The sequence below is a fragment of the Marinicella sediminis genome, assembly GCF_002000055.1.
GTDB classification, from domain to species: Bacteria; Pseudomonadota; Gammaproteobacteria; order Xanthomonadales; family Marinicellaceae; genus Marinicella; species Marinicella sediminis.
In genome coordinates this window covers 440920-466192 of record NZ_MVBD01000002.1, presented here as the reverse complement: position 1 = coordinate 466192, position 25273 = coordinate 440920, and the positions used below count along the sequence as shown (strand labels likewise).

At 48.1% G+C, this 25273-nt stretch carries 26 protein-coding genes; 18 read left to right on the top strand and 8 right to left on the bottom strand.

Annotated features, from left to right (window positions below; genetic code table 11):
* Positions 1-192: 192 nt before the first annotated feature.
* Entirely contained in the window at positions 193-2214 is a 2022-nt protein-coding gene (gene uvrB / locus B0475_RS04565; RefSeq protein WP_077410510.1) for an excinuclease ABC subunit UvrB, read from the bottom strand.
* Between the two features lie 138 nt (positions 2215-2352).
* On the opposite strand from uvrB, the gene B0475_RS04560 reads away from it, so the two are divergent.
* From B0475_RS04560 to B0475_RS04520, 9 genes are all read left to right on the top strand, one after another.
* The gene (locus tag B0475_RS04560) at positions 2353-3081 is read left to right on the top strand and encodes a hypothetical protein (RefSeq protein ID WP_077410509.1); all 729 of its coding nucleotides are present in this window, start codon (positions 2353-2355) and stop codon (positions 3079-3081) included.
* Between the two features lie 10 nt (positions 3082-3091).
* Entirely contained in the window at positions 3092-3649 is a 558-nt protein-coding gene (locus B0475_RS04555; RefSeq protein ID WP_077410508.1) for a PadR family transcriptional regulator, read from the top strand.
* A gap of 22 nt (positions 3650-3671) precedes the next feature.
* Positions 3672-4343 (top strand): penicillin-insensitive murein endopeptidase, encoded by a 672-nt coding sequence (locus B0475_RS04550; protein ID WP_077410506.1) that lies wholly within the window; start codon positions 3672-3674, stop codon positions 4341-4343.
* A gap of 114 nt (positions 4344-4457) precedes the next feature.
* Positions 4458-5651: a pyridoxal phosphate-dependent aminotransferase gene (locus B0475_RS04545; RefSeq protein ID WP_077410504.1), complete on the top strand. Its 1194-nt coding sequence runs from the start codon at positions 4458-4460 to the stop codon at positions 5649-5651.
* A gap of 12 nt (positions 5652-5663) precedes the next feature.
* Positions 5664-6908, top strand: coding sequence for a tRNA uracil 4-sulfurtransferase ThiI (gene thiI, locus B0475_RS04540; protein WP_077410502.1), 1245 nt, complete (start codon positions 5664-5666; stop codon positions 6906-6908).
* A complete protein-coding gene (locus tag B0475_RS04535; protein WP_077410500.1) occupies positions 6901-7395 on the top strand; it encodes a GNAT family N-acetyltransferase in 495 nt (164 codons plus the stop codon). Before thiI ends, B0475_RS04535 begins: the two co-directional genes overlap by 8 nt.
* Positions 7388-8437, top strand: coding sequence for a Kelch repeat-containing protein (locus B0475_RS04530; protein WP_157892706.1), 1050 nt, complete (start codon positions 7388-7390; stop codon positions 8435-8437). Before B0475_RS04535 ends, B0475_RS04530 begins: the two co-directional genes overlap by 8 nt.
* Before the next feature lies 1 nt (position 8438).
* Entirely contained in the window at positions 8439-10979 is a 2541-nt protein-coding gene (locus B0475_RS04525) for a M14 family zinc carboxypeptidase (RefSeq protein WP_077410496.1), read from the top strand.
* Positions 10980-10990: 11 nt separating this feature from the next.
* Entirely contained in the window at positions 10991-11890 is a 900-nt protein-coding gene (locus tag B0475_RS04520; RefSeq protein WP_157892705.1) for an SdiA-regulated domain-containing protein, read from the top strand.
* Here the strand turns inward: B0475_RS04520 and B0475_RS04515 are convergent.
* From B0475_RS04515 to B0475_RS04505, 3 genes are all read right to left on the bottom strand, one after another.
* Positions 11864-14152: a M20/M25/M40 family metallo-hydrolase gene (locus B0475_RS04515; RefSeq protein ID WP_077410492.1), complete on the bottom strand. Its 2289-nt coding sequence runs from the start codon at positions 14150-14152 to the stop codon at positions 11864-11866. The two genes, B0475_RS04520 and B0475_RS04515, sit on opposite strands and share 27 nt — an antisense overlap.
* Positions 14153-14220: 68 nt before the next feature.
* On the bottom strand, positions 14221-15474 hold the full coding sequence (gene murA / locus B0475_RS04510) for a UDP-N-acetylglucosamine 1-carboxyvinyltransferase (RefSeq protein WP_077410631.1): 1254 nt from the start codon (positions 15472-15474) through the stop codon (positions 14221-14223).
* 17 nt (positions 15475-15491) lie between these two features.
* A complete protein-coding gene (locus B0475_RS04505) occupies positions 15492-15734 on the bottom strand; it encodes a BolA family protein (RefSeq protein WP_077410489.1) in 243 nt (80 codons plus the stop codon).
* Positions 15735-15847: 113 nt separating this feature from the next.
* Here B0475_RS04505 and B0475_RS04500 point away from each other — a divergent pair, with 113 nt between their 5' ends.
* From B0475_RS04500 to rapZ, 9 genes are all read left to right on the top strand, one after another.
* Positions 15848-16816 carry a calcium/sodium antiporter gene (locus B0475_RS04500; protein WP_077410487.1) on the top strand — a complete coding sequence of 323 codons (969 nt, stop codon included), beginning with the start codon at positions 15848-15850 and terminating at the stop codon, positions 16814-16816.
* A complete protein-coding gene (locus B0475_RS04495) occupies positions 16813-17793 on the top strand; it encodes a KpsF/GutQ family sugar-phosphate isomerase (protein WP_077410485.1) in 981 nt (326 codons plus the stop codon). The genes B0475_RS04500 and B0475_RS04495 overlap by 4 nt, the downstream gene beginning before the upstream one ends.
* Complete coding sequence (locus B0475_RS04490; protein WP_077410482.1) at positions 17793-18320, top strand: KdsC family phosphatase; 528 nt, start codon at positions 17793-17795, stop codon at positions 18318-18320. Before B0475_RS04495 ends, B0475_RS04490 begins: the two co-directional genes overlap by 1 nt.
* Positions 18317-18874 carry an LPS export ABC transporter periplasmic protein LptC gene (gene lptC, locus B0475_RS04485; protein ID WP_077410480.1) on the top strand — a complete coding sequence of 186 codons (558 nt, stop codon included), beginning with the start codon at positions 18317-18319 and terminating at the stop codon, positions 18872-18874. Before B0475_RS04490 ends, lptC begins: the two co-directional genes overlap by 4 nt.
* Positions 18855-19343 (top strand): LptA/OstA family protein, encoded by a 489-nt coding sequence (locus B0475_RS04480; protein ID WP_077410478.1) that lies wholly within the window; start codon positions 18855-18857, stop codon positions 19341-19343. The genes lptC and B0475_RS04480 overlap by 20 nt, the downstream gene beginning before the upstream one ends.
* Positions 19336-20055, top strand: a complete 720-nt coding sequence (gene lptB, locus B0475_RS04475) for an LPS export ABC transporter ATP-binding protein (protein ID WP_077410476.1) — start codon at positions 19336-19338, stop codon at positions 20053-20055. The genes B0475_RS04480 and lptB overlap by 8 nt, the downstream gene beginning before the upstream one ends.
* A gap of 292 nt (positions 20056-20347) precedes the next feature.
* Positions 20348-20674: a ribosome hibernation-promoting factor, HPF/YfiA family gene (gene hpf, locus B0475_RS04465; protein WP_077410472.1), complete on the top strand. Its 327-nt coding sequence runs from the start codon at positions 20348-20350 to the stop codon at positions 20672-20674.
* A gap of 67 nt (positions 20675-20741) precedes the next feature.
* Positions 20742-21209 carry a PTS sugar transporter subunit IIA gene (locus B0475_RS04460; RefSeq protein WP_077410470.1) on the top strand — a complete coding sequence of 156 codons (468 nt, stop codon included), beginning with the start codon at positions 20742-20744 and terminating at the stop codon, positions 21207-21209.
* Positions 21191-22066: an RNase adapter RapZ gene (gene rapZ / locus B0475_RS04455; RefSeq protein ID WP_077410468.1), complete on the top strand. Its 876-nt coding sequence runs from the start codon at positions 21191-21193 to the stop codon at positions 22064-22066. The genes B0475_RS04460 and rapZ overlap by 19 nt, the downstream gene beginning before the upstream one ends.
* Here rapZ and B0475_RS04450 read toward each other — a convergent pair.
* The 4 genes from B0475_RS04450 to rpsT all read right to left on the bottom strand — a co-directional run bounded on the left by B0475_RS04450 (position 22048) and on the right by rpsT (position 25197).
* Entirely contained in the window at positions 22048-22524 is a 477-nt protein-coding gene (locus B0475_RS04450; RefSeq protein ID WP_077410466.1) for a dihydrofolate reductase, read from the bottom strand. The genes rapZ and B0475_RS04450 overlap by 19 nt on opposite strands.
* Positions 22521-23315, bottom strand: coding sequence for a thymidylate synthase (locus B0475_RS04445; RefSeq protein WP_077410464.1), 795 nt, complete (start codon positions 23313-23315; stop codon positions 22521-22523). Before B0475_RS04445 ends, B0475_RS04450 begins: the two co-directional genes overlap by 4 nt.
* 66 nt (positions 23316-23381) lie before the next feature.
* Positions 23382-24683, bottom strand: coding sequence for an HD-GYP domain-containing protein (locus B0475_RS04440; RefSeq protein WP_077410462.1), 1302 nt, complete (start codon positions 24681-24683; stop codon positions 23382-23384).
* A 250-nt stretch (positions 24684-24933) separates the two neighbouring features.
* Complete coding sequence (gene rpsT, locus B0475_RS04435) at positions 24934-25197, bottom strand: 30S ribosomal protein S20 (RefSeq protein ID WP_077410460.1); 264 nt, start codon at positions 25195-25197, stop codon at positions 24934-24936.
* Between the last annotated feature and the right edge of the window lie 76 nt (positions 25198-25273).

The window sequence follows — 25273 nt, the reverse complement described above, 5'->3', positions numbered from 1 at the left end:
GGGGAGTGTTGTTGATTTTTTTTGACGTACCCTGAAATGCCTGAAGTGAATGATTTCATTCATTAAAAGACGCTGGGTTGCGGCCTCCGAGCCGGAACCCAGTGTCATTTGATCGGGTGGCACCTGTGGTTGTGTGCATCGAATATCACTTGCCCACAGGGCCAACATCAGAGCTCATCTTCAGTCATTCACTCAAAACACCGCGGCCTTAATCCGTTCGATTTCGTCGCGCAGGTCGGCGGCTTTTTCGAATTCCAGGTCGGCGGCGTGTTGTTTCATTTGTTTCTCAAGTTTCTTCAGTAAGGTACCGAGTTCTTTGGCTTTTTTACCGGAGTAGGCCGCATTTCCTTCGGCCACTTTAACCAATTCGCGGGGTTCGTTTTGTTCATAAGCATCTTGTAAGTCATGGATTTTACGAATCACTGATTTAGGTGTGATGCCATGTTCTTTATTGTGTGCTACTTGTTTTTCACGGCGGCGTTCGGTTTCATCAATCGCCACCTGCATGGCGGCGGTGATCTTGTCGCCATATAGAATGGCTTTGCCATTGAGGTTTCGCGAAGCGCGGCCGATGGTTTGGATCAGTGAGCTTTGAGAGCGTAAAAAACCCTGCTTGTCGGCATCAAGGATCGCCACCAAGGACACTTCCGGCATGTCCAGTCCCTCACGTAAGAGGTTGATGCCGACCAATACATCAAACACCCCTTTGCGTAAATCACGGATGATTTCCACCCGTTCCACGGTTTCGATTTCTGAGTGCAGGTAACGCACCCGGATGCCTTTGTCGGTGAGGTAGTCCGTCAGGTCTTCACTCATGCGTTTGGTCAGGGTGGTGACCAGTACCCGCTCTTCCAGTTTGACGCGTTGGTTGATTTCTGACAGCAGGTCGTCAACCTGGGTGGCCACCGGCCGGACTTCAATGGTGGGGTCGATCAATCCGGTTGGTCTGACGATTTGTTCAATCACCTGGTTCTGGTGCTCGGCTTCATACTTCCCAGGGGTAGCAGAAACAAACACCGTTCTGGGGGTGCGTTCTTCCCATTCGGCAAATTTCAGTGGTCTGTTGTCCAGCGCGCAGGGCAGGCGGAAACCAAAGCGCACCAGGTTTTCTTTGCGTGACCGGTCACCTTTGTACATCGCCCCAATTTGCGGGATGGTGACATGAGATTCATCGATCACCAGCAGGGCATCACTCGGCAGGTAATCAAACAGACACGGCGGCGGATGGCCCACCGGCAAGCCGGTCAGGTGTCTGGAATAGTTCTCGATGCCCTGACAGTAACCCAGCTCCTGCATCATCTCCAGATCGTACATGGTGCGCTGTTCAAGGCGTTGGGCTTCTACCAGCCGGTTGTCGTCATACAGCACTTTGAGCCGGTCTTTCAGTTCTTCGCGGATGTTGTTGATGGCGTTCAGAATTCGTTCCCTGGGCGTGGCATAGTGGGAGGTCGGGAAAATATTGATGGTTTGTTCTTCACTGATTTTGCGACCGGTTAATGGGTCAAAGTAACACAGTGATTCAATTTCATCATCAAACATTTCAATCCGTACTGCAGCTTTTTCCGAGTCAGCCGGGAACACATCAATCACCTCACCACGTACACGGAAGGTGCTGCGCTCAAGGATGATGTCGTTGCGGTTGTATTGCAGTTCTGCCAGCCGGCGGAGCAGGGTGCGCTGATCAATGGTGTCACCTACATTCAGTGAAATGAGCATTTGCAGGTATGACTGAGGATCGCCCAAGCCATATATCGCCGAAACTGTGGCCACGATGATCACGTCCTGACGTTCCATCAGGGATTTGGTGGCACTCAGGCGCATTTGTTCGATGTATTCGTTGATCGAGGCGTCTTTTTCAATGTACAGGTCAGTGGCCGGAATATAGGCTTCGGGTTGGTAATAGTCGTAGTAAGAGACAAAGTATTCAACTGCATTGTCAGGAAAGAACTCCTTGAACTCAGAATACAACTGGGCGGCCAGGGTTTTGTTGTGGGCCATGATCATGGTGGTTTTCTGTACTTTGTTGATCATGTGGGCGATGGTGAAGGTTTTACCTGAACCGGTCACGCCGAGCAGGGTTTGTGACTTCAGACCATCTTCAAATCCTGAGACCAGTTTTTCAATGGCCTGCGGTTGATCGCCGGCCGGTTCAAACGGGCTGTTGATGGTGAATGGCTTGGGTTTCTTTTTGATCTGCAGGTTGACGGTTTCCATGGTGGCTAATGATAGCTCAATCAATCTGCAAGTTGTAGTGTGTCTGGTCCATTAGTCACGAATTTGATCAGGGTGATTGACTATGTAATAAATGATATAGTATGCTATATATATTCTTATATAGTAACGAGGTGTGGTATGGATTGGGTGCATGACATTTTCAGGAACATTCATGTGGTGGGTGGTTTTATTGGTTTGGCGTTATTCTGGATTCCTCTGTTAAGCAAAAAAGGCAGTCCGTTGCATAAAAAAACAGGTAAGATCTGGGTCTGGCTGGCCCGGGTGGTGTTGTTTACCGCCTTCGCCGGTGTGTTGATGTACATCCCACAGTTGCAGGCCAAAGGCCATGGACTTGTCAGTCATCCGAACAGCTATGCATTTATTCTGTTTCTTGGCTACCTGTCGGTGATCACTTTTATCATCACCATTTATGCCGTGGATGTTTTGCAACACAAAAAAGACATCAGCGGACTGGCCACGCCGTATATGAAGTTGATGGCCTGGTTAAGTATCCTGCTCAGCGGATTAATTGTTGCATATGCATTGATTCTCAGACCCGAGATGATGCCGGTATTGCTGGCCCTGAGTCCGGTTGGTTTCACCACCGGCATGGGCATGCTCAGCTACATGGGTGGCAAGGAGAGCAGTCCACGGGGCTGGCTGTATGAACACCTGGGCTCCATGATTGGTGCGGGCATCGCTTTTCACACGGCCTTTGCGGTGTTCGGTATGACCCGCATGTTTGATATTGGTTTAACTGGCTGGGTGGCGGTGATTCCGTGGATCTTACCGGCTGCAATCGGCATCCCGGCTTCAATTATCTGGCGCCGGCACTATCAGCGCAAATTCAAAGAAATCCCGGCGTAAAGGAGGCGGTTTGAGTTTAAAACACATCTTACTGGGCATCCTGCAGCAGCCCCAAAGCGGATACGACATCAAAAAAATGTTTGATGAAGTGTTCAGTAATTTCTGGGCTGCTGAACTGTCACAAATCTATCCGCAGCTGAGGAAGCTCAAAGAGCAGGGTTTGCTCACGGTGGAGTCTGTGCCATCTGATAAAGGGCCGGATAAAAAACTCTATGAGGTGACGCCGGCCGGACAGCAGGAATTGGTGAAGTGGCTGGCAGAAGGGCCGATCACCAACACCGAAAAACTGGCCTACCTGGCACAAACCTTTTTTCTTGGCGCGCTGCCCGATGATCAGGCGCGGATTGATTTCCTCGAACCATTACACAGCCATATGAAGCAATGGCATGAACATCTGGTGTGTATACAGGAGCAGACCAAAACCGAATTTCCGGATTATCCGCATGATTTACCGGATGAAGAATTTTATCCCAATCTGACGTTGATGCTGGGGGTTAAAAAAGTCGGTGCCAAAGTGGAGTGGGTTGAAGAGTGCATTGCGTTGATTAAGTCACGCATGAACCGATGAGCCATCCCGTGGTCAGAACAGTATGCGTCTGATCACCTTACTGTTGTTGTGTGTTGTCAGTCCTGTCAGGGCCGACAGCGTGTGCCGTGGCCAGAGCCATCAGGGTTCCATTGAAGGTGCGGTGCGCTTACCGGCCAGTGGTGAGAACTTTGTGGTCTTCAGTGAATTGGCCTGGCACCTGGGTCGCACCCATGTGCACCATCAGGTGGCTGAGGTGGTCATGTCCAGTTATACGGAACTGGTCAACACCCGTCCGGGCACTCAATACATGTATGCCGAAACCGGTTGGCCACAAGGTGGTCGGTTCAAACCCCACCGAACCCACCAAAACGGATTGTCCGTGGATTTTATGGTGCCGGTTCTGAAGGACATGCGATCGGTGTTGCTGCCGGTCAGTATCAGTAATCGCTGGGGTTATGACCTGGAATTTAACGCCGAGGGCCAGATGGGGGCGTATCGGATTGATTATGCTGCTTTGGCAGATCATCTGAAGACCTTACATCAACACGCGGTGGCTGCAGGCTTTGACATCAAAAAAGTAATCCTTGATCCCCGCCTGCAACCGGCTGTGTTGGACACACCAGCTGGTGCCTACCTCAGAGAACACATCACCTTCAATCATCAACAGGTCTGGGTGCGGCACGATGAGCATTACCATGTGGACTTTGCCATTCCCTGCCAGCCATTGCCCTGAATCAAGACCTGATGTCATGATCTGTGTCATCTTAAGGGCAGGTAGTTAAGAAAAAGGTTGCGATCTGTAGACAGTCTCTTAAGATAGGCAGTTTTTAACACTTTGACAGCGGGAATGAACGATTTTGTTGCAGATCTGGTGAAGCGGGTAAAACCCTCTGCCACCATAGCCGTCAGTATGAAAGCGGCGGAACTGAAGAGGGCCGGTAAGGATGTGATAGGACTGGGCGCCGGAGAACCGGATTTTGATACCCCGGATCACATCAAACAAGCCGCCATAGAGGCGATCAATGCCGGACAAACCAAGTACACAGCGGTCGACGGTACCCCAGAACTTAAACAGGCCATCATGGGCAAGCTGCTGAGAGAAAATCACGTCAGTTATCAGGCCAATGAAATCCTGGTTTCCTGTGGTGCCAAACACAGCATTTTCAATTTGCTCAATGCGGTGATTAACCCAGGTGATGAAGTCATCATTCCAACACCTTATTGGGTATCATACCCCGACATGACCCTGTTGGCCGGCGGTGAATCTGTGATTGTTGAAACCACAGCGGAAGCTGATTTTAAACTCACCGCTGCACAATTGGCGGCGGCCATTACGCCCAAAACCCGTTTGGTGATGCTCAATTCACCCAGTAACCCAACAGGTAAGGCGTATACCCGCCAAGAGCTGAGTGAACTGGCTGATGTCATTAAGAACAACCCGCATGTGCTGGTGGCGACCGATGACATTTATGAGCACATTTATTGGGGATCTGAACCATTGGCCAACATGGTGGCCTTGTGTCCTGAAATCAGGGACCGGGTCATCATCATCAATGGGGTTTCCAAAGCCTATGCCATGACCGGCTGGCGCATTGGTTATGCAGCCGCTCATGCCGACATCATCACAGCGATGCGTAAAATTCAGTCGCAAAGCACTTCCAACCCATGTTCAATTTCACAAGCCGCTGCCACGGCTGCTTACAACGGTCCGCAGGATTGTCTGGTGGAAATGAAGCAAGCGTTCAAAGAACGGCACGATTACCTGGTGGCGGCATTGAATGACTTACCTGGTATCCATTGCCAGTCCGGCGATGGGGCCTTTTATGCCTTCCCGGATGTGCGCGAAGTGGTGGCCGGTATTGAAGGGGTGAATGACGACATTGAACTGTCTACCTGGTTGCTTGAAGAAGCCGGTGTGGCAGTTGTGCCTGGCACACCATTTGGTGCCCCTGGTTATGTGCGGTTGTCTTTTGCCACTTCCATTGATGTGTTGCAGGATGCCATAGCTCGCATCAAGAAGGCATTGTCTGTTCATTTTTAATTGGCATCAGGCATGAAATACCGCATCATTGTTCATTATGCTGAGTTGGCCCTGAAAGGCAAAAATCGCAAGGATTTCGTCAAGCGGTTGCGCAAAAACATCCGCCGTAAAGTGGTCTCTCTGGGACACGACTGGGAAGTTAAATCCATTCATGACCGGTTGTTTGTGGAGGTTGGCACGGCACCCGCTGAAGTGGCTGAACAAGCGGTTGAATCTTTGTCCGGTATTCCCGGTATTGCCTGGCTCAGCCATGTGCATTGGTTTGATGAGCAGAAATACCGCTTTTTGCGTGCACAACCTGACATGCAACCCATTCATGACATCATCAGTGAACTGGCCCAAAAGACCTATCAGCCGGGTAAAACCTTTGCCCTGGATGTGAAACGCAGTGATAAAAATTTCCGCATCAACTCCAATGACCTGACCATTCAGTTGGCCCAAACCATCGCTGACAACAGTAACTGGCGCGATGTGGATATCAATCACGCTGATCAGTATTTTTATGTCAACATTTCATCTCGTGGAACCGCAGTACACACCAATAAGATTCATGGAACAGGTGGCTTGCCGGTGTCATCTACGGGGCGGGTATTGACCCTGTTATCTGGTGGTTTTGATTCGCCGGTAGCTGCCTGGCTGATGGCCAACCGGGGATGCAATGTCGATTTCATCCACTTTTCTGCCAGTCATCACAACCTCAAAGATTTAGAAGCCTATAAAATCACCCGCATCGTCAGACAATTGAGTACGGTGTTGGGGCGAACCCGGTTATATGTGGTGCCGTATACGCATTTTGATATGGCTCTGATGGAACATGGATTGGCCTATGACCTGATCCTGTTCAGGAGATTCATGGCCCGGGTGGCCGATGCCGTGATGCAGCGCATTGAAGCCAAAGCCCTGGTGACGGGTGACAATCTAGGTCAGGTGGCTTCGCAAACCCTGGAAAACATTGACTCCATGAACAGGGCCATACAAACACCAATTTTGAGGCCTTTGATCACCTACAACAAAGAGCAGATCATTGAGCACTCGAATCGCCTGGGTCTGTTTGACATGTGTTGCGAACCGTACAAAGACTGTTGTGCACTGATCAGTAAAAACCCCAGAACCAAATCCAAAGCTTCACTGCTGGAAAAGCTCGAAGAGAATCACTTACCGGATTACGATGAAATCATGAACGACACGCTGGCTGAAATGACCGAGGTGGTTTATAACTTCGGCGAGCTTGAACACATCAAGGCAACCAATGAATGAACCCATCATCAGACTGATTGAGCCTGAAGACAACGCGGCGGTCAAAGCCCTGGTGCTTGAAACGTTGGCCGAATTCGGTCTTGCAGGAGTCGGCTATGCCGGGGTGGATGCTGAACTGGATGACATGTATCAGGCTTATGATCATTCTTTGAGCGCTTATTATGTGGTTGAGGTCAATGGTGACATCAAAGGGGTTGGAGGATTTGCTTCTTTGCAGGGAACCGATCCCGGTACCACCGCTGAGTTGAGAAAAATGTACCTGGCACCTGACCTGCGTGGCCTTGGTGTGGGTGAACAATTGATTCGCAAGTGCATCAAAGGGGCTGCTGACTGCGGCTACGAAGGCATCTACCTGGAAACCGTTCCGGCCATGAAAGCTGCGCAAAAATTGTATCAGAAGCATGGCTTTGACTATCTTGATAAACGCATGGGGGATACCGGCCACACAGGTTGTGGCGTCACTATGTGGAGGTCACTGGGTGCTTAAACTGCTGCTGTGCTGTCTGTTGTTGCTGTCTTGTCAACAGCAGCGACCTGATGTCAGCAACAAACTACCAGATTCCTTACCCCAGCCCCTGACCAACCATGCAGTTGCTGCCTTAACAGTGGATGGTCAGCCACAAATTTACAGTTTCAACGGCCTGCGTGCCGGAAAGGGGTATCAGGACATCACCAATCAGGCCACCGTCTGGCGAGCCGGGCAATGGCATACTTTATCAACCCCATTGTCTCAACCGCCTGTGCTGGCCTCGGTGGCCGTGGCAGTTGGTGAAGCCGTCTATTTGTTCGGTGGCTATACGGTAGCCCCTGACCACAGTGAACTGTCGGTACCCAACGTCTGGAAAATTGATGCCCGCACCGACCGATGGCAGGCTTTGCCGCCGATGCCAACTCCGGTTGATGACACTGTGGCACTGGTTTATCAGCAACGATACATCTACCTCATCAGTGGTTGGCATGATGTTGATAACGTTGCTTTGGTACAGGTGCTGGACACGGTGTCTTTGACCTGGCAACAGGCCACACCTTATCCATTGCCGCCTGTGTTTGGTCATGCCGGTGCCATGATCGGCCATCAAATGGTGATCTGTGATGGGGTCAAGGTCAGTTGGTCTGGCGAAAAAAAATCATTTTCACCTTCCCCGGCTTGTGCTCTGGGTGAAATCAGTGTCACTGACCCAACGAAGATTGCCTGGCAAACCATTCCACACCACAGTGGCGTTGCGTACTATCGCATGGCTGCTACTGATGATGGACGACAGCGTTTGGTGTTTGCTGCGGGCAGTGATAACCCCTACAACTACAACGGCATCGGTTATAATCAAGAACCTGCAGCGCCTTCCGGCGACCTCAGGATTTACAATTTACAACAACGCAACTGGGAAATCAGCCATGATGTCCTGAGTCCAACCATGGATCATCGCAGCTTACTACGCCTGGGAGATCAGGGGCTCATTTTGGGTGGAATGCTGGCCAACCAAAAGGTTGATGATGGCATCATTTACTTTCCGTTGCTGAACAAAGAATGACATGACTAAGACCGCTCAGATTCAATTGATTAGCTTATTGCTGATGACCCCCGCACTGTCTACAGCCTCTCAGAATCCTTCTGAATGGCCAGATAACCCACCTTGGGTGGTGATGGCAGATTATCCTGACAAAGCCAGTGTCCTGGACTTAAAAGAAGACATCGATTTTTGGAAACTGGATGAGAAAAATAAGACTGTCTTGCTGATGGTCAAAAGCCATCAGGAGTTGAATCAACTCAAAAGCCTGGGCTTCCGGCTCAGGCTCAGCCAGCCTCAAATGGATAAACACCTCAAATTGCTGCATAACGAACGATCAAACAACATTCGGACCATCGATAATTTCCCCTGTTACCGGACTGTACAGGAAACTTATGACGCCATGGCGAACATGGCCAGCACCTATCCAGATTTGGTCAGCCTGGTAGATATTGGTGATTCATGGCACAAAGAAACGCCGGGTGGTGATGCTGGTTATGATATGCAGGTGGTGAAAATAACCAACCAGAATTTGCCGCTGAATGACAAGCCAGTTTTGTATGCCATGGGATCCATTCATGCCAGGGAGTATCCTCCGGCCGAACTGGTGACCCGGTTTGCTGAATACCTGTTGAGTCAATATGGTCAGGATGCTGATGTGACCTGGTTGGTTGATTACCACGAAATCCATTTACTGCTGCAAGGCAATCCGGATGGCAGAACCATCGCGCAAACTGAGCCTTTTGCCAATCAGCGTAAAAACATGAACGAAAACCATTGTTTAAATGGTAACCAGCAGGGCGTTGACATGAACCGTAATTTTCTGTTTCGCTGGAATGAGGGCACCGGTTCCAGTGACAATGATTGCAGCCAGGTTTTTCGTGGCGAATCAGCGGTCAGTGAACCGGAAACCGAAGCCATCAATGAATACATCAAAACCCTGTTTCCCGATGATCGTCCCGATGATCTGGTGACACCGGCTCCATTGACCAAACCCGGTGTCTATCTGGACATACACAATGTGGCTGAACTGATTCTGTTTCCCTTTGGCTATGCCAACGGTGCGGGTCAGGCACCCAACCATGATCAGTTGATGACGCTGGCCAGGCGCATGGCATATTACTCCAATTACCGCCCAGAGCAGTCCAATGCAACCCTTGGCGGTGCAGATGGCGCTTCGGATGACAATGCCTATGGCACACTGGGCGTGGCGGCATATACCATTGAACTGGGAGAAGGGGACTTTTACTCCAGTTGTGATGCTTTTGAAAACACCATTTATCCGGATAATCTGCCGGCATTGATTTATGCGGCCAAGGCATCCCGGATGCCTTATGTTCTGGCTTCAGGACCCGATGTGACGAACTTGCCTGATACTCCTGTTCAGGTGGAAACAGGTGGTGCATTTGTCATTGCCGGCACCGCCACAGATTTACAGTTCAACAGCAGCAATGGCAGTGAGCCAACACACAACATCACTGCCGTGAATGCCTATCTGGCAATGCCTTCATGGGACGGTACAGCCACGGCAGTCAGTCTGTCTGCCAGCGATGGGAACTTCAACAGTAAGACGGAAAACTTCAATGGTACAGTTGCCACTGCTGGGTTGTCTGAAGGCCGTTATACCTTGTGGTTGGAGGCCACCGATGCAACTGGCACCACAGGTGTACCATCTGCGGTGTTTGTCGATGTGATTGATCCGGCCAACATAGGTACGGTCTCCGGGCAGGTGACCGATGCGCTGACCGGAGCACCAGTGGCGCAAGCCTTGCTGAGCTATGCAGGAATCCAGGACAGCACTGATCAGCAAGGGCAATACAGCATACAAACCGCCGCCACCACCAGTGATCTGAACATCAGTAAATTGGGTTATTTCAGCCAGTCACTCGCCGCTGTTCAAACCACCGGTGGGCTGGTCACCAACCGGAACATCGTCTTGCAACCTGTGTGTGAACAATCTTTGTTGGCCGATGATGTGGATGACTATGCAAACATCAATGAAGCCATCAGTGAGGGAGGCTGGTCGGTGGACCCGCCATTGGGCAGCAATGATTTTCGAGTGGAGACAGGTGATGACCACAGTACAGGATCAGCCAATAGTTTTGTATCTACAAATGAAGCTGTCGTCACTGATAAAAGCCTGATGACGATTGCAATGACGTTGCCAGTGCAGGCTGAATTGCAATTTTGGCACAAGCATCAATTTGAATCGGGCAATGCCGACTATGATGGTGGTGTGATTGAAATCAGCACCAATGCGGGCACTGACTGGCAGGATTTGGGGTCATACATCACGCAAAATGGTTATAACGGCACCCTCAGTGGGGGATTTGATAATCCGTTGGGCGGCCGGCAGGCATTCACTGGTTCGCTGGGTGTGTTTACGGAAGTCAAAGTGGACCTGGCTGCCTTTGCCAATGAGTCAGTGATGATCAGGTGGCGTATGGGAACTGACAACACACAAGGAGCCGGTGACTGGAAGATTGATGATGTGCACATTACCGCGGCAGGTGTTTGTGAATTAAGCGATCTGATTTTCATTGATGGTTTCAATGCACAACCATGAAGGAGCGTTCAATGATCAAATGTGGAATTGTCCTTTGCCTGCTCTTCAGCCAGTTAAGCTGTGCTGGTAAAGAGAGCATCCGGTTGACAGATTATGAGGTTAAGCCGATCAATACCACTTATCCAATTGAACCTTCTGGGCTGACCAGCCTGGATGGTCAACTGTATACAGTATGTGATGATGCCAACGCCATTTTTCGTTTGCAACCAGACGCTGATGGTGAGTGGCAGGCTGAAGTAGCTATCAATCTTGATACCAATCCCTTATCGGCATCCAGCTTCGATCTGGAAGGCATTACTGTGGTTGAGGGACAGTTTTTTGTAGTCAGCGAAGTGCATCACAAGATGCTGAGGGTTTCAGAAGGTCACCTGAGCTGGGTACCAGAGCATAACGGGGTGTATCAATCGGCCTACAAAGCCGGTTTATTTCAACTGCATAATGCCGGTTTAGAGGCGGTGGCTTACCTCGGAGATCAGCGCTTTTTATTGTCTGTTGAGAGACAACCCAGGGGCGTTATAGAAGTGACATTCGATGCGCAATTTGAGCAGATCATCAGCCAGACCAATCAGGTGTTCAATGACACGGCTCACCAGCTGGATTCACACCGCCATCCGGATTTAACCGGGCTGTATGTCTATGACGGAGTCATTTATGCCTTGCATCGCAACGCTTATGTGATACATGAACTGATCAAAGGTGCTGATGGTTTGTACCATGAAGGTAAAACTTGGAGCTATGAGCACATTGTCAAAGACCCGCAATATGCTTATCAGGATATGCAGTATGGTCATGCCGAGGGACTGGTTGTGGATGCGGATTATTTTTATCTGGTTTTGGACAATAACAACGATCCACGCCTGAAAAACCCCAATGACCGCAGGCCCTTATTGATCAAAGCCAGACGCCAGTGACTGCTCAATAATGAGGTTGTCTGTGCTGATGAAAGGCTTAGGCATTTGATGTGCCGGCCTGGGCTGGATATCAAAACGGTCATCCTGTAATAAGTCTACACTGTGGGTTTGAATCAACCAGTTGAGGGATTCATCCGGATCAGTTATTAATTCAATTTTGAGTTGCTTTTTGCCACTGAAGTAGTACCGCAAGAGCCGTTGTCCTGATGCAATCTGCAATGGCTCATCAAACACATGAATGCGGTCTTCAATGGTCAGTTGGTGTACCCGCATGGTTGATTTACTGTAGATTTCAATGAGCTTGCTGTTTCTGTGAGCAGTCAGTTCTATATTCAAGCGTTGATTCCCGGTTTGAACCAGAGGACGATTAACCTCAGCCTTGATGGGTTGCAGGGTGATGGGATCAGCCAAACGGTGCAACTGGCGTACAGGCTTTTTATGAGCCTGGCGAAATTGTCGTAAATCCTCGGCAGATGCTGTGCCGGTAAACATGAACTCATTCCAACCGGAATTGATTGAATCATAGTTGAAATAAACCCCCTCATTGGTGTCCGTGTTGTACAGGTAGGATAAGCTGGTGGGGTGTGCCGTGTTTGGGGTGAAGTGACGGTTTTGAAACATCGCCCATGACATCAGTGCCAGCGGCACACAGCAACTCAGCAGTACCCGCCATTGACTGCCGGATGGGTGAAACACCGGGCTGTATAGTCCCAAAAGTAAAGTCAGAATACAGGCCGTGGCGGGCAGCATGGCCACACCCAGAGCGATGGGTAGGTTGATCAGTACCGAACCCAGCAGCCAGCCGCTGAGCAGTAACAGGATCAACAGCAGCTGTTCACCCCAGCGGGGCGAGTGATGCCAGACAACCAGTCCCAATGCAGAGCCCAATACCGGCCAAATTAAAAAACCACTGCCCGGCATGTGGTACATCAATACGGCCATCAGTGTCAGCCACAGGCCTTGTAGCAGCTGAGTGATTTGTCGAAGGTGACTGTGACGGTGGCCCCAGCCGGCTGTAGCCAGTAATGCTCCCGATAGCAGACAGCCAAACATCATGGCATGTCCCTGGTAGGGAAATCCTTGCAGGATGTCAGCATGACCCGGAAATACCTGGCGGATGACAAACAACACCGACCAGGTGAGCAGAAACACACCGGCAGAGATCAGCAACACGCCCAATCCCGCAGCAAGCCAGCCGGTTTTGCGTGACGTGCCTGGGCCTGGTTTGCGCCACAAGCCATAAAGCCATAAACAAAAGGTCAGCAGCCAAAGCACATAATTGAGATGGGTGTCATAGGTAACCAGCCCCAAACCTGGCAGGTTAAAATAGATCAACGAGTCTTCTGACGTGAGCTGATTCAGATCAGTGTTGGCAAAATGACTGAGCAGGCTTTTTAATTGTATGACCTGATGAGCCAAGGTGTCAGGAGACAGGTTGGCCAGGGTGTCCTGACGGGTGTGGTAATTAAAATGATGGTCGATGAATGCCAGATTGAAACCGTCAATACCGGCTTGTTGATTGAATGGAGTCAAGTCGGTGTCATTGGGTAATAAGCGATATATTTCATAATGCAGTGAGGTGGTCACTGGTAAAGGCACATCAGCCGCCGCAAATGCCTGAATCAAGCCTTTGTTACCCGACACGGTTTCTGGCCACATCATCACCGGGCCGCCGCTGCCACGGGCTTCCAGATTGATGATCAGCTTGATGTTGTGATTCATCAGTTGTTCCCTGATGAATGCCTGTGCGCCCAGTAAACCGACTTCCTCGGCATCTGTTAACAACACCATCAGATTGTTTTCTGGTCGCTGGCCGCTTTGCAGATAAGCGTGCACGACTTCGAGGATGACGGCCACACCGCTGGCATCATCAGCGGCACCTGTTGAATTAAATTCAGCCGCATCATAATGAGCCATCAACACCAGAGTGGGGGCATCAGGCTGGGTTCCTTCATAGGTGGCGATGATGTTTTCAACCGGCGCTGCATTTTTATTGGCTCTGCTATAAACAGTGGATTTTTGTTTTCTGACTGTCAACCCAGAACGGCTCAGTTGATTGGTCAGATAGATGCGGGCAATGCCGTGGTGGTAATCGCCAATTGCCCTGGGGTGCTTGCTGATTTCCTTGATGTGATTGGTTATCTTTTCCAGGAATATGCCGTCGTAGTACAGATCAGGCGGGGTGTTAGATGGATAACTGATCAGATAACCACCCCAGCTAACCAGGGTGAACAACAGGATATAAAAGCTATTTCTGAGCATAATGACCAGTGGCAAAAAGGTGCAGACACTTTATCACATCTGTACCCTTTTGCGGAGGTCTGACCAACTCAGCTTCTGATGATTTTGGCGCCTAATTGATTCATTTTTTCTTCAATGGCCTCATAACCGCGGTCAATGTAATGAATGTCGTGGACTTCGGTTTGACCCTGCGCGGCGAGGCCTGCCAGAACCAATGAAGCAGATGCCCTTAAGTCGGTGGCAGTGACCGGCGCGCCACTGAGGTGATCAACACCTTTGATGATGGCTTGATTGCCTTCCACATGAATATTGGCTCCCATTCTGTTCAGTTCTTCGACATGCATGAACCGGTTTTCAAACAATGTTTCGGTGATCACGCTGGTGCCTTCAGCAATGGCATTAAGGGCACAGAACTGAGCCTGCATGTCTGTGGGGAAAGCCGGGTGGGGGGCAGTTCTGATGTCAACCGGTTGTGGTCTCTTGCCATGCATATTTAATGTCACGGTATCGGTGGTGGTTTCCACACTGGCTCCGGTTTCAGTCAACTTGTCAAACACCGCATCCAGATCATCATTGCAGGAATTGTGAATGGTGATCGAGCCACCGGTGATGGCTGCAGCAACCAGAAAAGTTCCGATCTCAATGCGGTCAGGCATGACCGCGTGATGGGTGCCGGTTAACTGATCTTTACCCTGGATGTAAATTTTTGAGGTGCCCTCACCGCTGATGTCAGCGCCCATGGCCTTCAGGTATTTTGCCAGATCTACCACTTCCGGCTCAATGGCTGCATTTTCAATCAGGGTTTCTCCTTTGGCCAGGGTGGCCGCAATTAAAATGTTTTCGGTACCGGTTACCGTCACTTTATCCATAACGATGCGGTTGCCTTTTAGCCGGTCACATGTGGCATGGATGTAACCATCAACAACTTCAATTTTTGCACCCATGGCTTGCAAGCCTTTGATGTGTAAGTCAACGGGCCTGGCGCCAATCTGACAACCGCCTGGCAGGGACACTTTGGCTGTCCCGTAGCGGGCCACCAGTGGGCCCAGCGCAAGGATGGAAGCGCGCATGGATTTGACCGTTTCATAAGGTGCTGTCTGGTTGCTCAAATGATCGGTATTGATGGTGATGTCGGCATGATGATCCACTGTCAGTCTGGCACCCATCTGAGCCAGTAGTTCATTCATGGTTGTCACATCATGCAAATGAGGTACCCTGGAAATGTGAGATTCGCCCTGACCGACAATGGTTGCCGCAAGGATCGGCAATACAGCATTCTTCGCGCCTGATGCCTGTATTGAACCAGCGATCTGATGTCCCCCGGTGATGGTGATTTTGTTCATATGGTCTGCCTTTGTCATTATGGGTTGAGGGACTGGTGTTCTTCAGGGGTCATGGCTTTGATGCTCAATGCATGAATGTCAGCGGCCATATGGTCGCCAAGGGCCTGGTAGATCAGTCGGTGTCTTTTGATTTTCATCATGCCATTGAAGGCTGCTGAAACCACCAGGGCTTCATAGTGCCTTAAATCTTCACCGTGTACTTCGATGTGGTCACACTCAATGTGTTGTTTGATCAGTTTTTTTATTTCTTCGGGGTGCATGAATCTGAATTGTTGTTTGTTGAGGGCGCATTATCTTGTAAAATAGAACGTTTATAAAGAGATTGTCATGAATAATTGACAATCATTGACCCATTTAAGGAAAAAATTATTATATGTTGATCTCTTCGCTGTATTTGGTGGTTGGTCTGATCTTACTCATCATCGCCGCCGATAAATTTGTGCTGGGCGCCGCATCCACGGCCAAGCACATGGGCGTTTCCACCATGCTGGTGGGTCTCATCATTGTTGGGTTTGGAACTTCAGCACCTGAAATGGTGGTTTCTGCCATTGCGTCATTCAACGGTAATTCAGGGTTGGCACTGGGAAATGCCGTTGGCTCAAACATCACCAACATCGCTTTGGTACTCGGAACCGGATTGTTGATTGTCCCGATGAGTATACAATCACAAACCATCAAAAGGGAAATGCCCATCTTGTTGTTGGTCAGTTTGTTGGTTTTATTTCTGCTGATTGATTTACAGCTGACTTTTTCCGATGGAGTGATTATGATCATCTCCATGTTACTGGTGACCGGTTTTCTGACCATCATTGGTATCAAAGGGGAGCGTGATGAATTCAGTGACGAAATTGAAGCCGAATTTGATCTGGATATTTCCCTGAGAAAAGCCATCCTGTTGCTCATTGTTGGTATTGTGGTGTTGCCGATCGCATCACAAATGATGGTCAAGGGGGCCACTGAAATTGCCCTTGAGTTTGGGGTTTCTGATATGGTCATTGGACTGACCATAGTTGCCCTGGGTACTTCGTTACCTGAGCTGGCAGCCACGGTGGCCAGTGCGCTGAAAAAAGAACACGATCTGGCCATTGGAAACATCGTTGGATCCAATATGTTCAACCTGTTAGGCGTGATTGGTATTTCTGGTCTGATCAGGGAATATGAATTCAGCGCTCATTTCATCAAGTATGATTATTTCTACATGCTGATGCTGACGGTTTTTTTATTTCTGGCATCGGTTTATTTCGTTGTCAAAGATCGGTTTATTTCCAGGGTCATCGGTGTGGTATTGGTGGTGATGTACGTCAGTTATATGGTTTGGTTGTACGTGAGTAAAAGCATATGAAACAGTTCACCGCAGAAGACGTCTTACGTCTGGGTCATCAGGTTTTTGATATTGAGATGCAAGGTCTGAAAAACCTCAATGCCAGCATCGGCAAGGATTTCGTGGCGGCGATCAATGCAATGGCAACGTGCACAGGTCATGTGGTGGTGATTGGAATGGGTAAATCAGGTCACATTGGCAACAAAATTTCAGCCACTTTGGCTTCCACCGGTACACCGGCATTTTTTGTTCACCCCGGTGAAGCCAGTCATGGAGATTTGGGCATGATCACTTCAGGAGACCTGGTGCTGGCGATCTCAAATTCAGGTGAAACTGAGGAAGTACTGACATTACTGCCTCTGATAAAACGCATGGGTGTCACATTGGTTTCCATGACCGGTAAACCCAATTCCAGCCTGGCTCGTAACTCAGACGTACACATCGATGTTTCGGTCCCTGAAGAAGCTTGTCCGCTGGGCTTGGCGCCAACCGCCAGTACCACGGCAACGTTGGTCATGGGTGATGCCATGGCAGTTACCTTGCTTGAGTTACGGGGGTTCACCAAAGAGGATTTTGCCATGTCGCACCCCGCAGGATCACTGGGTAAACGGTTGTTACTGGGTATCAAAGATGTGATGCGAACCGGAGATGACGTGCCCTGTGTGAGCCTGCAGTCTGAATTCAGTGAGGCCTTGGTTGAGATGAACCAGAAAGGACTGGGAATGACTGCAGTGGTCAATGCTGACGGAACGGTCGCCGGGGTATTCACCGATGGTGATTTGCGACGGACGTTGAACCAACTGGAACACCTGAAGAAAAGAACGATGAAAGAGCTGGCTACGTTGCATCCGATCATGATTCATGAAGATAAAATGGCAGTGGAAGCTGCTCAGATCATGGAAGAACACAAGATTCATTCGTTGTTGGTCACCAATGATGATGGTCGTTTGGTGGGTGCCTTGAACATACACGATTTATTGAGAGCGGGGGTGGTTTAATGGAGTTTAATGAGCAGGTTCTGGCACTGGCCAGTAAAATCAAACTGGTTATTTTTGATGTGGATGGGGTGCTGACTGATGGTGGTTTGTATTTCACAGACGATGGCCGGGAAATCAAAAAATTCAACGTCAGGGATGGTCTGGGCATCTCTTTGTTGGTCAAAACCGGAGTTGAAGTCGCTGTCATCACTGGCAGGAACTCTGTGATTGTTGCTGAAAGAATGAAATCTTTAGGCGTCAGCCATGTCTATCAGGGAAGAATGAATAAACTGGAAACATATGAAAACCTGAAGCTGGCGCTGGAAATCACTGATGAAGAAGTGGCATTTGTCGGTGATGACATCATAGATTTACCCATCATGAACATCTGTGCTTTGCCGGTTGCTGTTGGTGATGCCCATGATGACGTCAAATCCAAAGCGGTTTTGGTGGTTGATAAAACAGGTGGTCATGGTGCAGCCAGAGATGTCTGTGATCTGATCATGAGGGCGCAGAATCTGAGTTACGATTTCACTGCCACACAATGAACATTGAACGGTTCAGACTGCGTCAGCTGATCCTTTTTGCTGTGATGGCATTGGGCAGTTATGCCATTTTCGATATGTACCACAGTAAAGAGGATGCCTTCAGCTACGAACCATTCACCAAAGGCTATTCGATTGAAGGTGTGATCATCAGAAACAGTGACGAGTCGGGACGCATTGTCAGTACCATTCAGGCACCCTCGGTGATCCATTATGCTGACTCTGGTATGACATTGATCAATCAGCCCAGATACCGAATGCATCAAGCTGATGGTGATTGGTTGTTTTCATCTGAATCGGGTGAAATCAATGAAGCACAAACTGAATTATTTTTTCCACAGGCGGTGACCCTGGAGCTGGAGGATGTAACGACAGATCGGGTATTGATTGAGACCAGCGAACTCACCATAAACCTGAAACAGAAAACCGGCACCAGCCAGCAAAAACTCAAGGTCACGCAACCAGGAGCGGTGTTGCAGGGGGTAGGCTCGGTGATTAAATTTGAACAACAGGAAATAGAAATTTTAGAGGATTTGTATGCGGAATTTGAAACTTAACGGGTTGTTGATGTTGACAGTGTTCAGCTTGCCAGCAGTGGGTCTGGATACAGACCGCTCAGCGAAAATTGTCATCCAGGGACCTGGTTGCGTCAGTAAACTCAAGCTGAACCAGACTGAATGTCAGAAAGGGTTGACCATTGAACAGGGCAGTTTGCTGATTCGATCCTCATACGGGCTGATTCATCACCAGGGTAAAGGTGTGACCCGGGTTGAAATGAAAGGTCAGCAGGTATACATGGAACAACTGATGGAAAACAATGACAAGATGGTCATCAAGGCAGATGAAATTGATTACCTCAAAGCCGAAGACAAGGTGTTTCTTACCGGGAATGTATCCATCACCAGTGCCATTGGGGTCACCACTGGTGAAGCCATTGAGTTTGACCTGCAAACACAGGAAATAACAGCTGCCGGTGAAGATACTGGGCAGCAATTCAAAATGGTGATAGATCAGAACGATGATTGAAGCCAGGCAGATTGCCAAATCCTATAAGAAACGGGAAGTGATCTCGTCGGTGTCATTTCGCCTTGATCAAGGCGAGGTGGTTGGTTTGCTGGGCCCCAATGGCGCCGGAAAAACCACTTGCTTTTACATGATTGTGGGTTTGATTCCTGTCGACAAAGGCCAGATAATGATCGACTCCGTTGATGCTTCGGGTTATGGCATGCATGAAAGGGCCAGACTGGGAGTTGGCTACCTGCCTCAGGAAGCATCGGTGTTCAGAAAGCTTTCGGTGAGGGATAACATCATGGCTGTGCTTGAACTGCGCAAAGACCTGACCGCATCAGACCGTAATAACCGCTGTCTTGAGCTTATGGAAGAGTTGAACATTGAACATGTTAAAAACCAAATGGGCATCAGTTTATCCGGTGGCGAGCGCAGACGGGTTGAAATAGCCCGTTCGTTGGCCATGGAGCCCAAGTATATTTTATTGGATGAGCCTTTTGCGGGGGTTGACCCGGTTTCTGTGATTGATATACAAAAAATTGTCTATCATTTGAAAAGCAAAGGCATTGGTGTACTGATCACAGATCACAATGTGCGTGAGACCCTGGGGATTTGCGACCGGGCTTACATCCTTAATGCCGGCAGCATGCTGACAGAGGGTAAACCAGAACAAATCATCAGTAATAAAGAGGTGAAAAAGGTGTATTTGGGTCAGGATTTTTCCATGTAATATCAACGGATAATTGTTGTAATGGTACTGTGATTTAGGTATATTAATATTCAAGGAGTATCATAAAATTAATGACCACCCAAGCAGTCAAATTCAATGTCAACCAGCCTTATCTCGAGTGCGACATGACCTTGAATTGTCTGAAAATCCCTTCCCAAACAACCCTTTTGAAACTGTCTGAGCCTGAAACACACAATGTATTTTTCATTGCACGTTACTTTGGTCGAATCAGTCAAACAGGGGCTTTTTCCATTAACTTGAGTAGCCACTCAAAGCCAGAGGTATCTATCATATGCAACTAACAATCACAGGCCACCAACTGGAAGTCACCGATCCCATCAAAGAATACATCGAAACCAAATTTGCCCGCATCAAAAGACATTTTGATCAGGTGCTCAATGTTCATGTCATCATCAGTGTGGAAAAATTAAGACACAAGTCAGAAGCGACGATGCACATCGGCGGCCGTGATTTTTTTGCAGAATCCACTGAAGATCATTTATATAAATCAATTGACCTGCTGGTAGATAAGCTGGATAAACAAATCCGCAGACACAAAGACAAGATGACTGATCATCATAATGTAGAAGCCATCAGAATGAATCAGGCCAGTTACTGAGCAGGATTTCAAACAATTTAAATAAACAATGGGGCTTAACCTGAACAGTTAAGCCCTTTTGGTTGCTATGAAAATAATTGATATTTTAGAAGAAGATAAAATCCTGATGAATCACCACTTCATCAGTAAAAAAAGGTTGTTTGAAACCATGGCCCAACTGTTGGCTGACCAGGATGATGATTATTTGAAAATTTATCACAGCATGGTAAACAGAGAGAAACTGGGTAACACCTCTCTGGGCAATGGCGTGGCCCTGCCACATGGTAAATGTTTGCCCAATGATGAAATCAAAGCATGCATCATTCAAATGTCACAACCGGCAGATTATGAAGCCATTGATGGTATACCGGTCAACATCGTACTCGGAATTGCTTTTCCGCAAGAAGTGAGCAAAAGGCATCTGGAGCTGATGAAAGAAACTGCTGGTTTATTCAGACAACACCGGCTTTATAAAAACATCATTCATGCAGAAAGCAAAGAAAATCTGCTGGAAGAAATTATGGTAGGGTTTCAGTTATGCAACAGCTGGTCATAGTCACAGGGCTCTCAGGAGCAGGGAAAACAGTGGTCCTGAGGTCATTGGAAGATATGGAGTTTTATTGTGTGGACAACATGCCAATCAACATGTTGCCGCAATTGGTTGAACACATCAAGGCCGATGTTGAATTCTATCCCAAGGTGGCTGTGGGTATTGATGTGCGAAGCAAGAACCAGGCCCTGCTGGAGTTTGAGTTTTTGGTTTCCGGAGTCAATCAGTCTGAAATCAACACCACAGTGATTTTTCTGTCGGCTGAAGAAAAAACCCTGCTCAAGCGCTACAATGAAACACGCAGAAGGCATCCGCTTTCAACCGTCCACCATAACTACAGTTTGACAGAAGCCATCAGGATGGACATCGAGTTGATGGCTGCCATCAAAATGCACTCAGACTTGGTGATAGATACCACGCAGCTCAAAATCCAGCAGTTAAAACAGCAGATCTGGCAAATCATGAGTGAGCCGAATGATCATGTCTCGATCATCGTCAAGTCATTCGCCTTTAAACGAGGGGTCCCGTTTGACGCAGACTTTGTGTTTGATGCCCGTTGTTTACCAAACCCATTCTGGCAACATGAATTACGGCAATTAACCGGCCGTGATGATGAGGTAAAACAGTTTTTGCAGAATGAACCCATGGTGACAGACTACATGAAAGACTTGAGTTTTTTTGCGCGAAAATGGATCAAGCAATTTGAAGCCAATGACCGCAGCTACATCACCATTGCCATTGGTTGTACTGGTGGACAACACAGATCGGTATATCTGGCCGAAGCCTTACATAGTTATCTCGAGGACCAATCCATTCAAAACATGGTCCAGCACAGGGAACTGGATCAGCTGACCCGGTCATAGAATTCAAATGACAACTCATAATCAGGGTTGTTGTCATTGATGGGTACAGTCGTCTTTCTGGTCAAATGCCACTGGTTCCAGTTCACTTCAGGAAAATAAGTGTCACCTGTAAATGTGTGTTTGATTCTCGTCAGTATCAGGTGGTCGCCACGGGGTAATAACCAACGATAAATGCTGCTGCCACCTATCACCATCACTGATTGCTCATCAATATCTGAGAGCTGTTCAATACATTCAAACCCTTCGGCCTTGAATGCTTTGTTACGGGTCAATACCAGGTTGCGTCTGCCTGGCAAAGGGAAGGGCAGTGATTCACATGTCTTGCGTCCCATGACAATAGGCTTGCCGATGGTTTGTTGTTTGAAAAACTGGAGGTCTGCAGATATGTGCCAGGGAAGTTGGTTGTCCTTGCCAATCAAACCTTGCTGATCCATGGCAGCAATGAGGGTTAATTTCATACCGCAACTGCACCTTTGATGTGAGGGTGGGCTTGGTAGTTGACCAGCTCAAAATCTTCATAACGGAAGGCAAACAGGTCATCAATTTCTGGGTTGATGTTCATTTGTGGCAATGGATAAGGCTCACGACTGAGTTGCTCTTTGATTTGGTCGAGGTGGTTGGAGTAGATATGTGCATCACCAAAAGTATGCACAAAATCGCCTGGTTGATAGCCACAAACCTGAGCCATCATCAATGTCAACAGGGCGTATGAAGCGATGTTAAATGGTACGCCCAGAAACACATCTGCGCTGCGTTGGTATAACTGGCAGGAAAGTTTGTTATCTGCCACGTAAAACTGAAACAGACAATGGCAGGGTGGCAAAGCCATGTGGTCGACATCAGCGACATTCCAGGCACTGACAATGTGTCGTCTGGAGTCCGGATTGGATTTTAATTGCTCAATCAGTAACTTGATTTGATCAACGGTGGAGCCGTCTGGTTTTGGCCATGAACGCCATTGATGTCCATACACGGGTCCCAGGTTACCTTCCTCATCGGCCCATTCGTCCCAGATTCTGACTCCATTATCCTGCAAATAGGTGACATTTGTGTCACCGGCAATGAACCACAACAATTCGTGGATGATTGATTTGAGGTGAAGCTTTTTGGTGGTCAACAAAGGGAATCCCTGCTGTAGATTGAAACGCATCTGGTGGCCAAAAACACTGGTGGTGCCGGTTCCTGTCCGGTCATGTTTCTGTTGTCCATTGGTGAGTATGTGACGGGCAAAATCCAGGTACTGCTGCATAAAAAAAACCTTGTTATAATCTTCTGAATTATAACAAGGTTTCGGTTTTCTTTTTTGCTGAATTAATCAGGCAGACAGTAATTTTTTAATGACATTCTTGCCATTGAAGCTGCTGATGATTTCATTGACATTGATGTCCACAGAGTCAGCTTTCATTGCGCCTGTGATGCATGGACGTTCTTTGTTAGAAAACATGGGTTTCTTGGACAAGTCCACGAATTTTGGTTTTTCCAGCATTTGATCTTTATTGTCTTTGATCAACAGTACTTCTGGCTTCAGACGCTTGGTCTTGTTGTGTGATAACACCAGACCGGTAGAACCATCAGACAACTGTACAACTGTCCCGGCAGGGTACAAGCCGATGGCTTGAATGAACTCATCAACCAGCTTGGCGCTGAATAACTTGTTGCGTTGTTTGTACAACCACTCCATCGCCTGAGATGATGTATACACCTGTCCGTAAGGTTTCTTGCTGGTCATGGCGTCAAAAGTATCAACAATGCCTGCAATCTGACCGAAAGCGGGTATTTCATCACCAACCAGTCCGTACGGGTAACCACTGCCATCAAAACGTTCATGATGGGTTTCTGCAATGGTCAGAATGTTGTGATCAATGTTCGGGTCGGAAGCCAATAACTCAACACCCAGTTCAACATGAGATTTGAAAATCTCTTTTTCTTCTTCGGTGTATTCGCCGGCTTTGTTGAGCAGTTTGCGATTGATTTTGGTTTTACCAATGTCTGCCAGCAATACGCCAGATACCAGGATTTCCAAAGCGTCTTCATTAACCCCCAGGTGTCTGCCAAAAACTGCAGCAAGGATACCTGAGCGCAATGAGTGACCGTAAACATATTGGCCTTGTTCTTTCAATTGTGTTAACCAAACCAGGGTGTTGGGGTTTCTGATCACAGAATTAACCACCTGAGAGGCTACTTGTTTGGTCTTCTTGATATCGAGGCCTTTGCCAACCCGCAGATTGAAGCTGGTTTCCTCGATGGCAGAGTTCAGATCCAGCATCAGGTTGTGTGCGGCGCTGAATTCAGCTTTGATGGGTTTGAGTTGGGGGGTATAGTAGTCGTGATTAACGATCAGTGGTTTACTGCGACTTCTGTATTTGCTTTTTTTGTTGTTTTTCCTTAACAAAGGAGACGGTTTAGAAATCTCCGGTTGATTGTTAAGTGTCTTACCTTTTACGACATCTATATATACATGTTCACAGAACGCCTGCAAATCTCTGATTTCATTCTTGGAGCGGATGTAAAATCCCTGGAACGGAAACGGTGTGTCCAACCAAGAACGATCAAGTTTGCATACATACATGCCAACCTTCAAAAACTTGACCGATATTTTTTCTTTTTCGATGTTCATTACGGTTCTCAAACAATTGTTATAAATATACCCATGATGAATATTAACACGGAAGTTTTGAAATGGTAGTGATGGAGTTCACAAAAAATGCAGAAAAGTGACTTTTTTTGTCAATTTTTTGGTGTTTTGAAGGTTTTTTTGTGGTGAAGCTCAAAAAAAGTGACGTTTTTGGACTGCAGGTATTGACGGGGTGTGTTTTTTTGTATATTTGCGCGACACGGGATGTGTCGCGCTGTTCAGGGTGCTTCAATCAGGACATGGCCTTGATTTTGGCGTTGAGTCTGCTCTTATGACGAGCAATTTTGTTTCTGTGATACAAGCCTTTGCGCGCCACACCGTCAACCACAGGTACCATTTTATTGAACAGTTCCTGAGCTGATTTCTTGTCACCGCTTTCAATTGCAGTGATGACTTTTTTGATTGATGTGCGTGCTTTTGAACGTAAGCTCATGTTATGCTGCCTGTTTTTTGCAGCCTGTCTTACGCGCTTTCTTGCAGATGCTGAATTTGCCAAACCTTTTTCTCCTTACAACAAGAATTTTAAAAAACGGCGCATTTTCCCACTTATGATATGAATAGTCAATAAGGAC

Excerpts from the sequence above, each read along its gene's own strand:
- uvrB (WP_077410510.1), bottom strand. The coding sequence starts at position 2,214 with ATGGAAACCGTCAACCTGCAGATCAAAAAGAAACCCAAGCCATTCACC.
- B0475_RS04560 (WP_077410509.1), top strand. The coding sequence starts at position 2,353 with ATGGATTGGGTGCATGACATTTTCAGGAACATTCATGTGGTGGGTGGT.
- B0475_RS04550 (WP_077410506.1), top strand. The coding sequence starts at position 3,672 with ATGCGTCTGATCACCTTACTGTTGTTGTGTGTTGTCAGTCCTGTCAGG.
- B0475_RS04545 (WP_077410504.1), top strand. The coding sequence starts at position 4,458 with ATGAACGATTTTGTTGCAGATCTGGTGAAGCGGGTAAAACCCTCTGCC.
- thiI (WP_077410502.1), top strand. The coding sequence starts at position 5,664 with ATGAAATACCGCATCATTGTTCATTATGCTGAGTTGGCCCTGAAAGGC.
- B0475_RS04535 (WP_077410500.1), top strand. The coding sequence starts at position 6,901 with ATGAATGAACCCATCATCAGACTGATTGAGCCTGAAGACAACGCGGCG.
- B0475_RS04525 (WP_077410496.1), top strand. The coding sequence starts at position 8,439 with ATGACTAAGACCGCTCAGATTCAATTGATTAGCTTATTGCTGATGACC.
- B0475_RS04520 (WP_157892705.1), top strand. The coding sequence starts at position 10,991 with ATGATCAAATGTGGAATTGTCCTTTGCCTGCTCTTCAGCCAGTTAAGC.
- B0475_RS04515 (WP_077410492.1), bottom strand. The coding sequence starts at position 14,152 with ATGCTCAGAAATAGCTTTTATATCCTGTTGTTCACCCTGGTTAGCTGG.
- murA (WP_077410631.1), bottom strand. The coding sequence starts at position 15,474 with ATGAACAAAATCACCATCACCGGGGGACATCAGATCGCTGGTTCAATA.
- B0475_RS04505 (WP_077410489.1), bottom strand. The coding sequence starts at position 15,734 with ATGCACCCCGAAGAAATAAAAAAACTGATCAAACAACACATTGAGTGT.
- B0475_RS04500 (WP_077410487.1), top strand. The coding sequence starts at position 15,848 with ATGTTGATCTCTTCGCTGTATTTGGTGGTTGGTCTGATCTTACTCATC.
- B0475_RS04495 (WP_077410485.1), top strand. The coding sequence starts at position 16,813 with ATGAAACAGTTCACCGCAGAAGACGTCTTACGTCTGGGTCATCAGGTT.
- B0475_RS04490 (WP_077410482.1), top strand. The coding sequence starts at position 17,793 with ATGGAGTTTAATGAGCAGGTTCTGGCACTGGCCAGTAAAATCAAACTG.
- lptC (WP_077410480.1), top strand. The coding sequence starts at position 18,317 with ATGAACATTGAACGGTTCAGACTGCGTCAGCTGATCCTTTTTGCTGTG.
- B0475_RS04480 (WP_077410478.1), top strand. The coding sequence starts at position 18,855 with ATGCGGAATTTGAAACTTAACGGGTTGTTGATGTTGACAGTGTTCAGC.
- lptB (WP_077410476.1), top strand. The coding sequence starts at position 19,336 with ATGATTGAAGCCAGGCAGATTGCCAAATCCTATAAGAAACGGGAAGTG.
- hpf (WP_077410472.1), top strand. The coding sequence starts at position 20,348 with ATGCAACTAACAATCACAGGCCACCAACTGGAAGTCACCGATCCCATC.
- B0475_RS04460 (WP_077410470.1), top strand. The coding sequence starts at position 20,742 with ATGAAAATAATTGATATTTTAGAAGAAGATAAAATCCTGATGAATCAC.
- rapZ (WP_077410468.1), top strand. The coding sequence starts at position 21,191 with ATGCAACAGCTGGTCATAGTCACAGGGCTCTCAGGAGCAGGGAAAACA.
- B0475_RS04450 (WP_077410466.1), bottom strand. The coding sequence starts at position 22,524 with ATGAAATTAACCCTCATTGCTGCCATGGATCAGCAAGGTTTGATTGGC.
- B0475_RS04445 (WP_077410464.1), bottom strand. The coding sequence starts at position 23,315 with ATGCAGCAGTACCTGGATTTTGCCCGTCACATACTCACCAATGGACAA.
- B0475_RS04440 (WP_077410462.1), bottom strand. The coding sequence starts at position 24,683 with ATGAACATCGAAAAAGAAAAAATATCGGTCAAGTTTTTGAAGGTTGGC.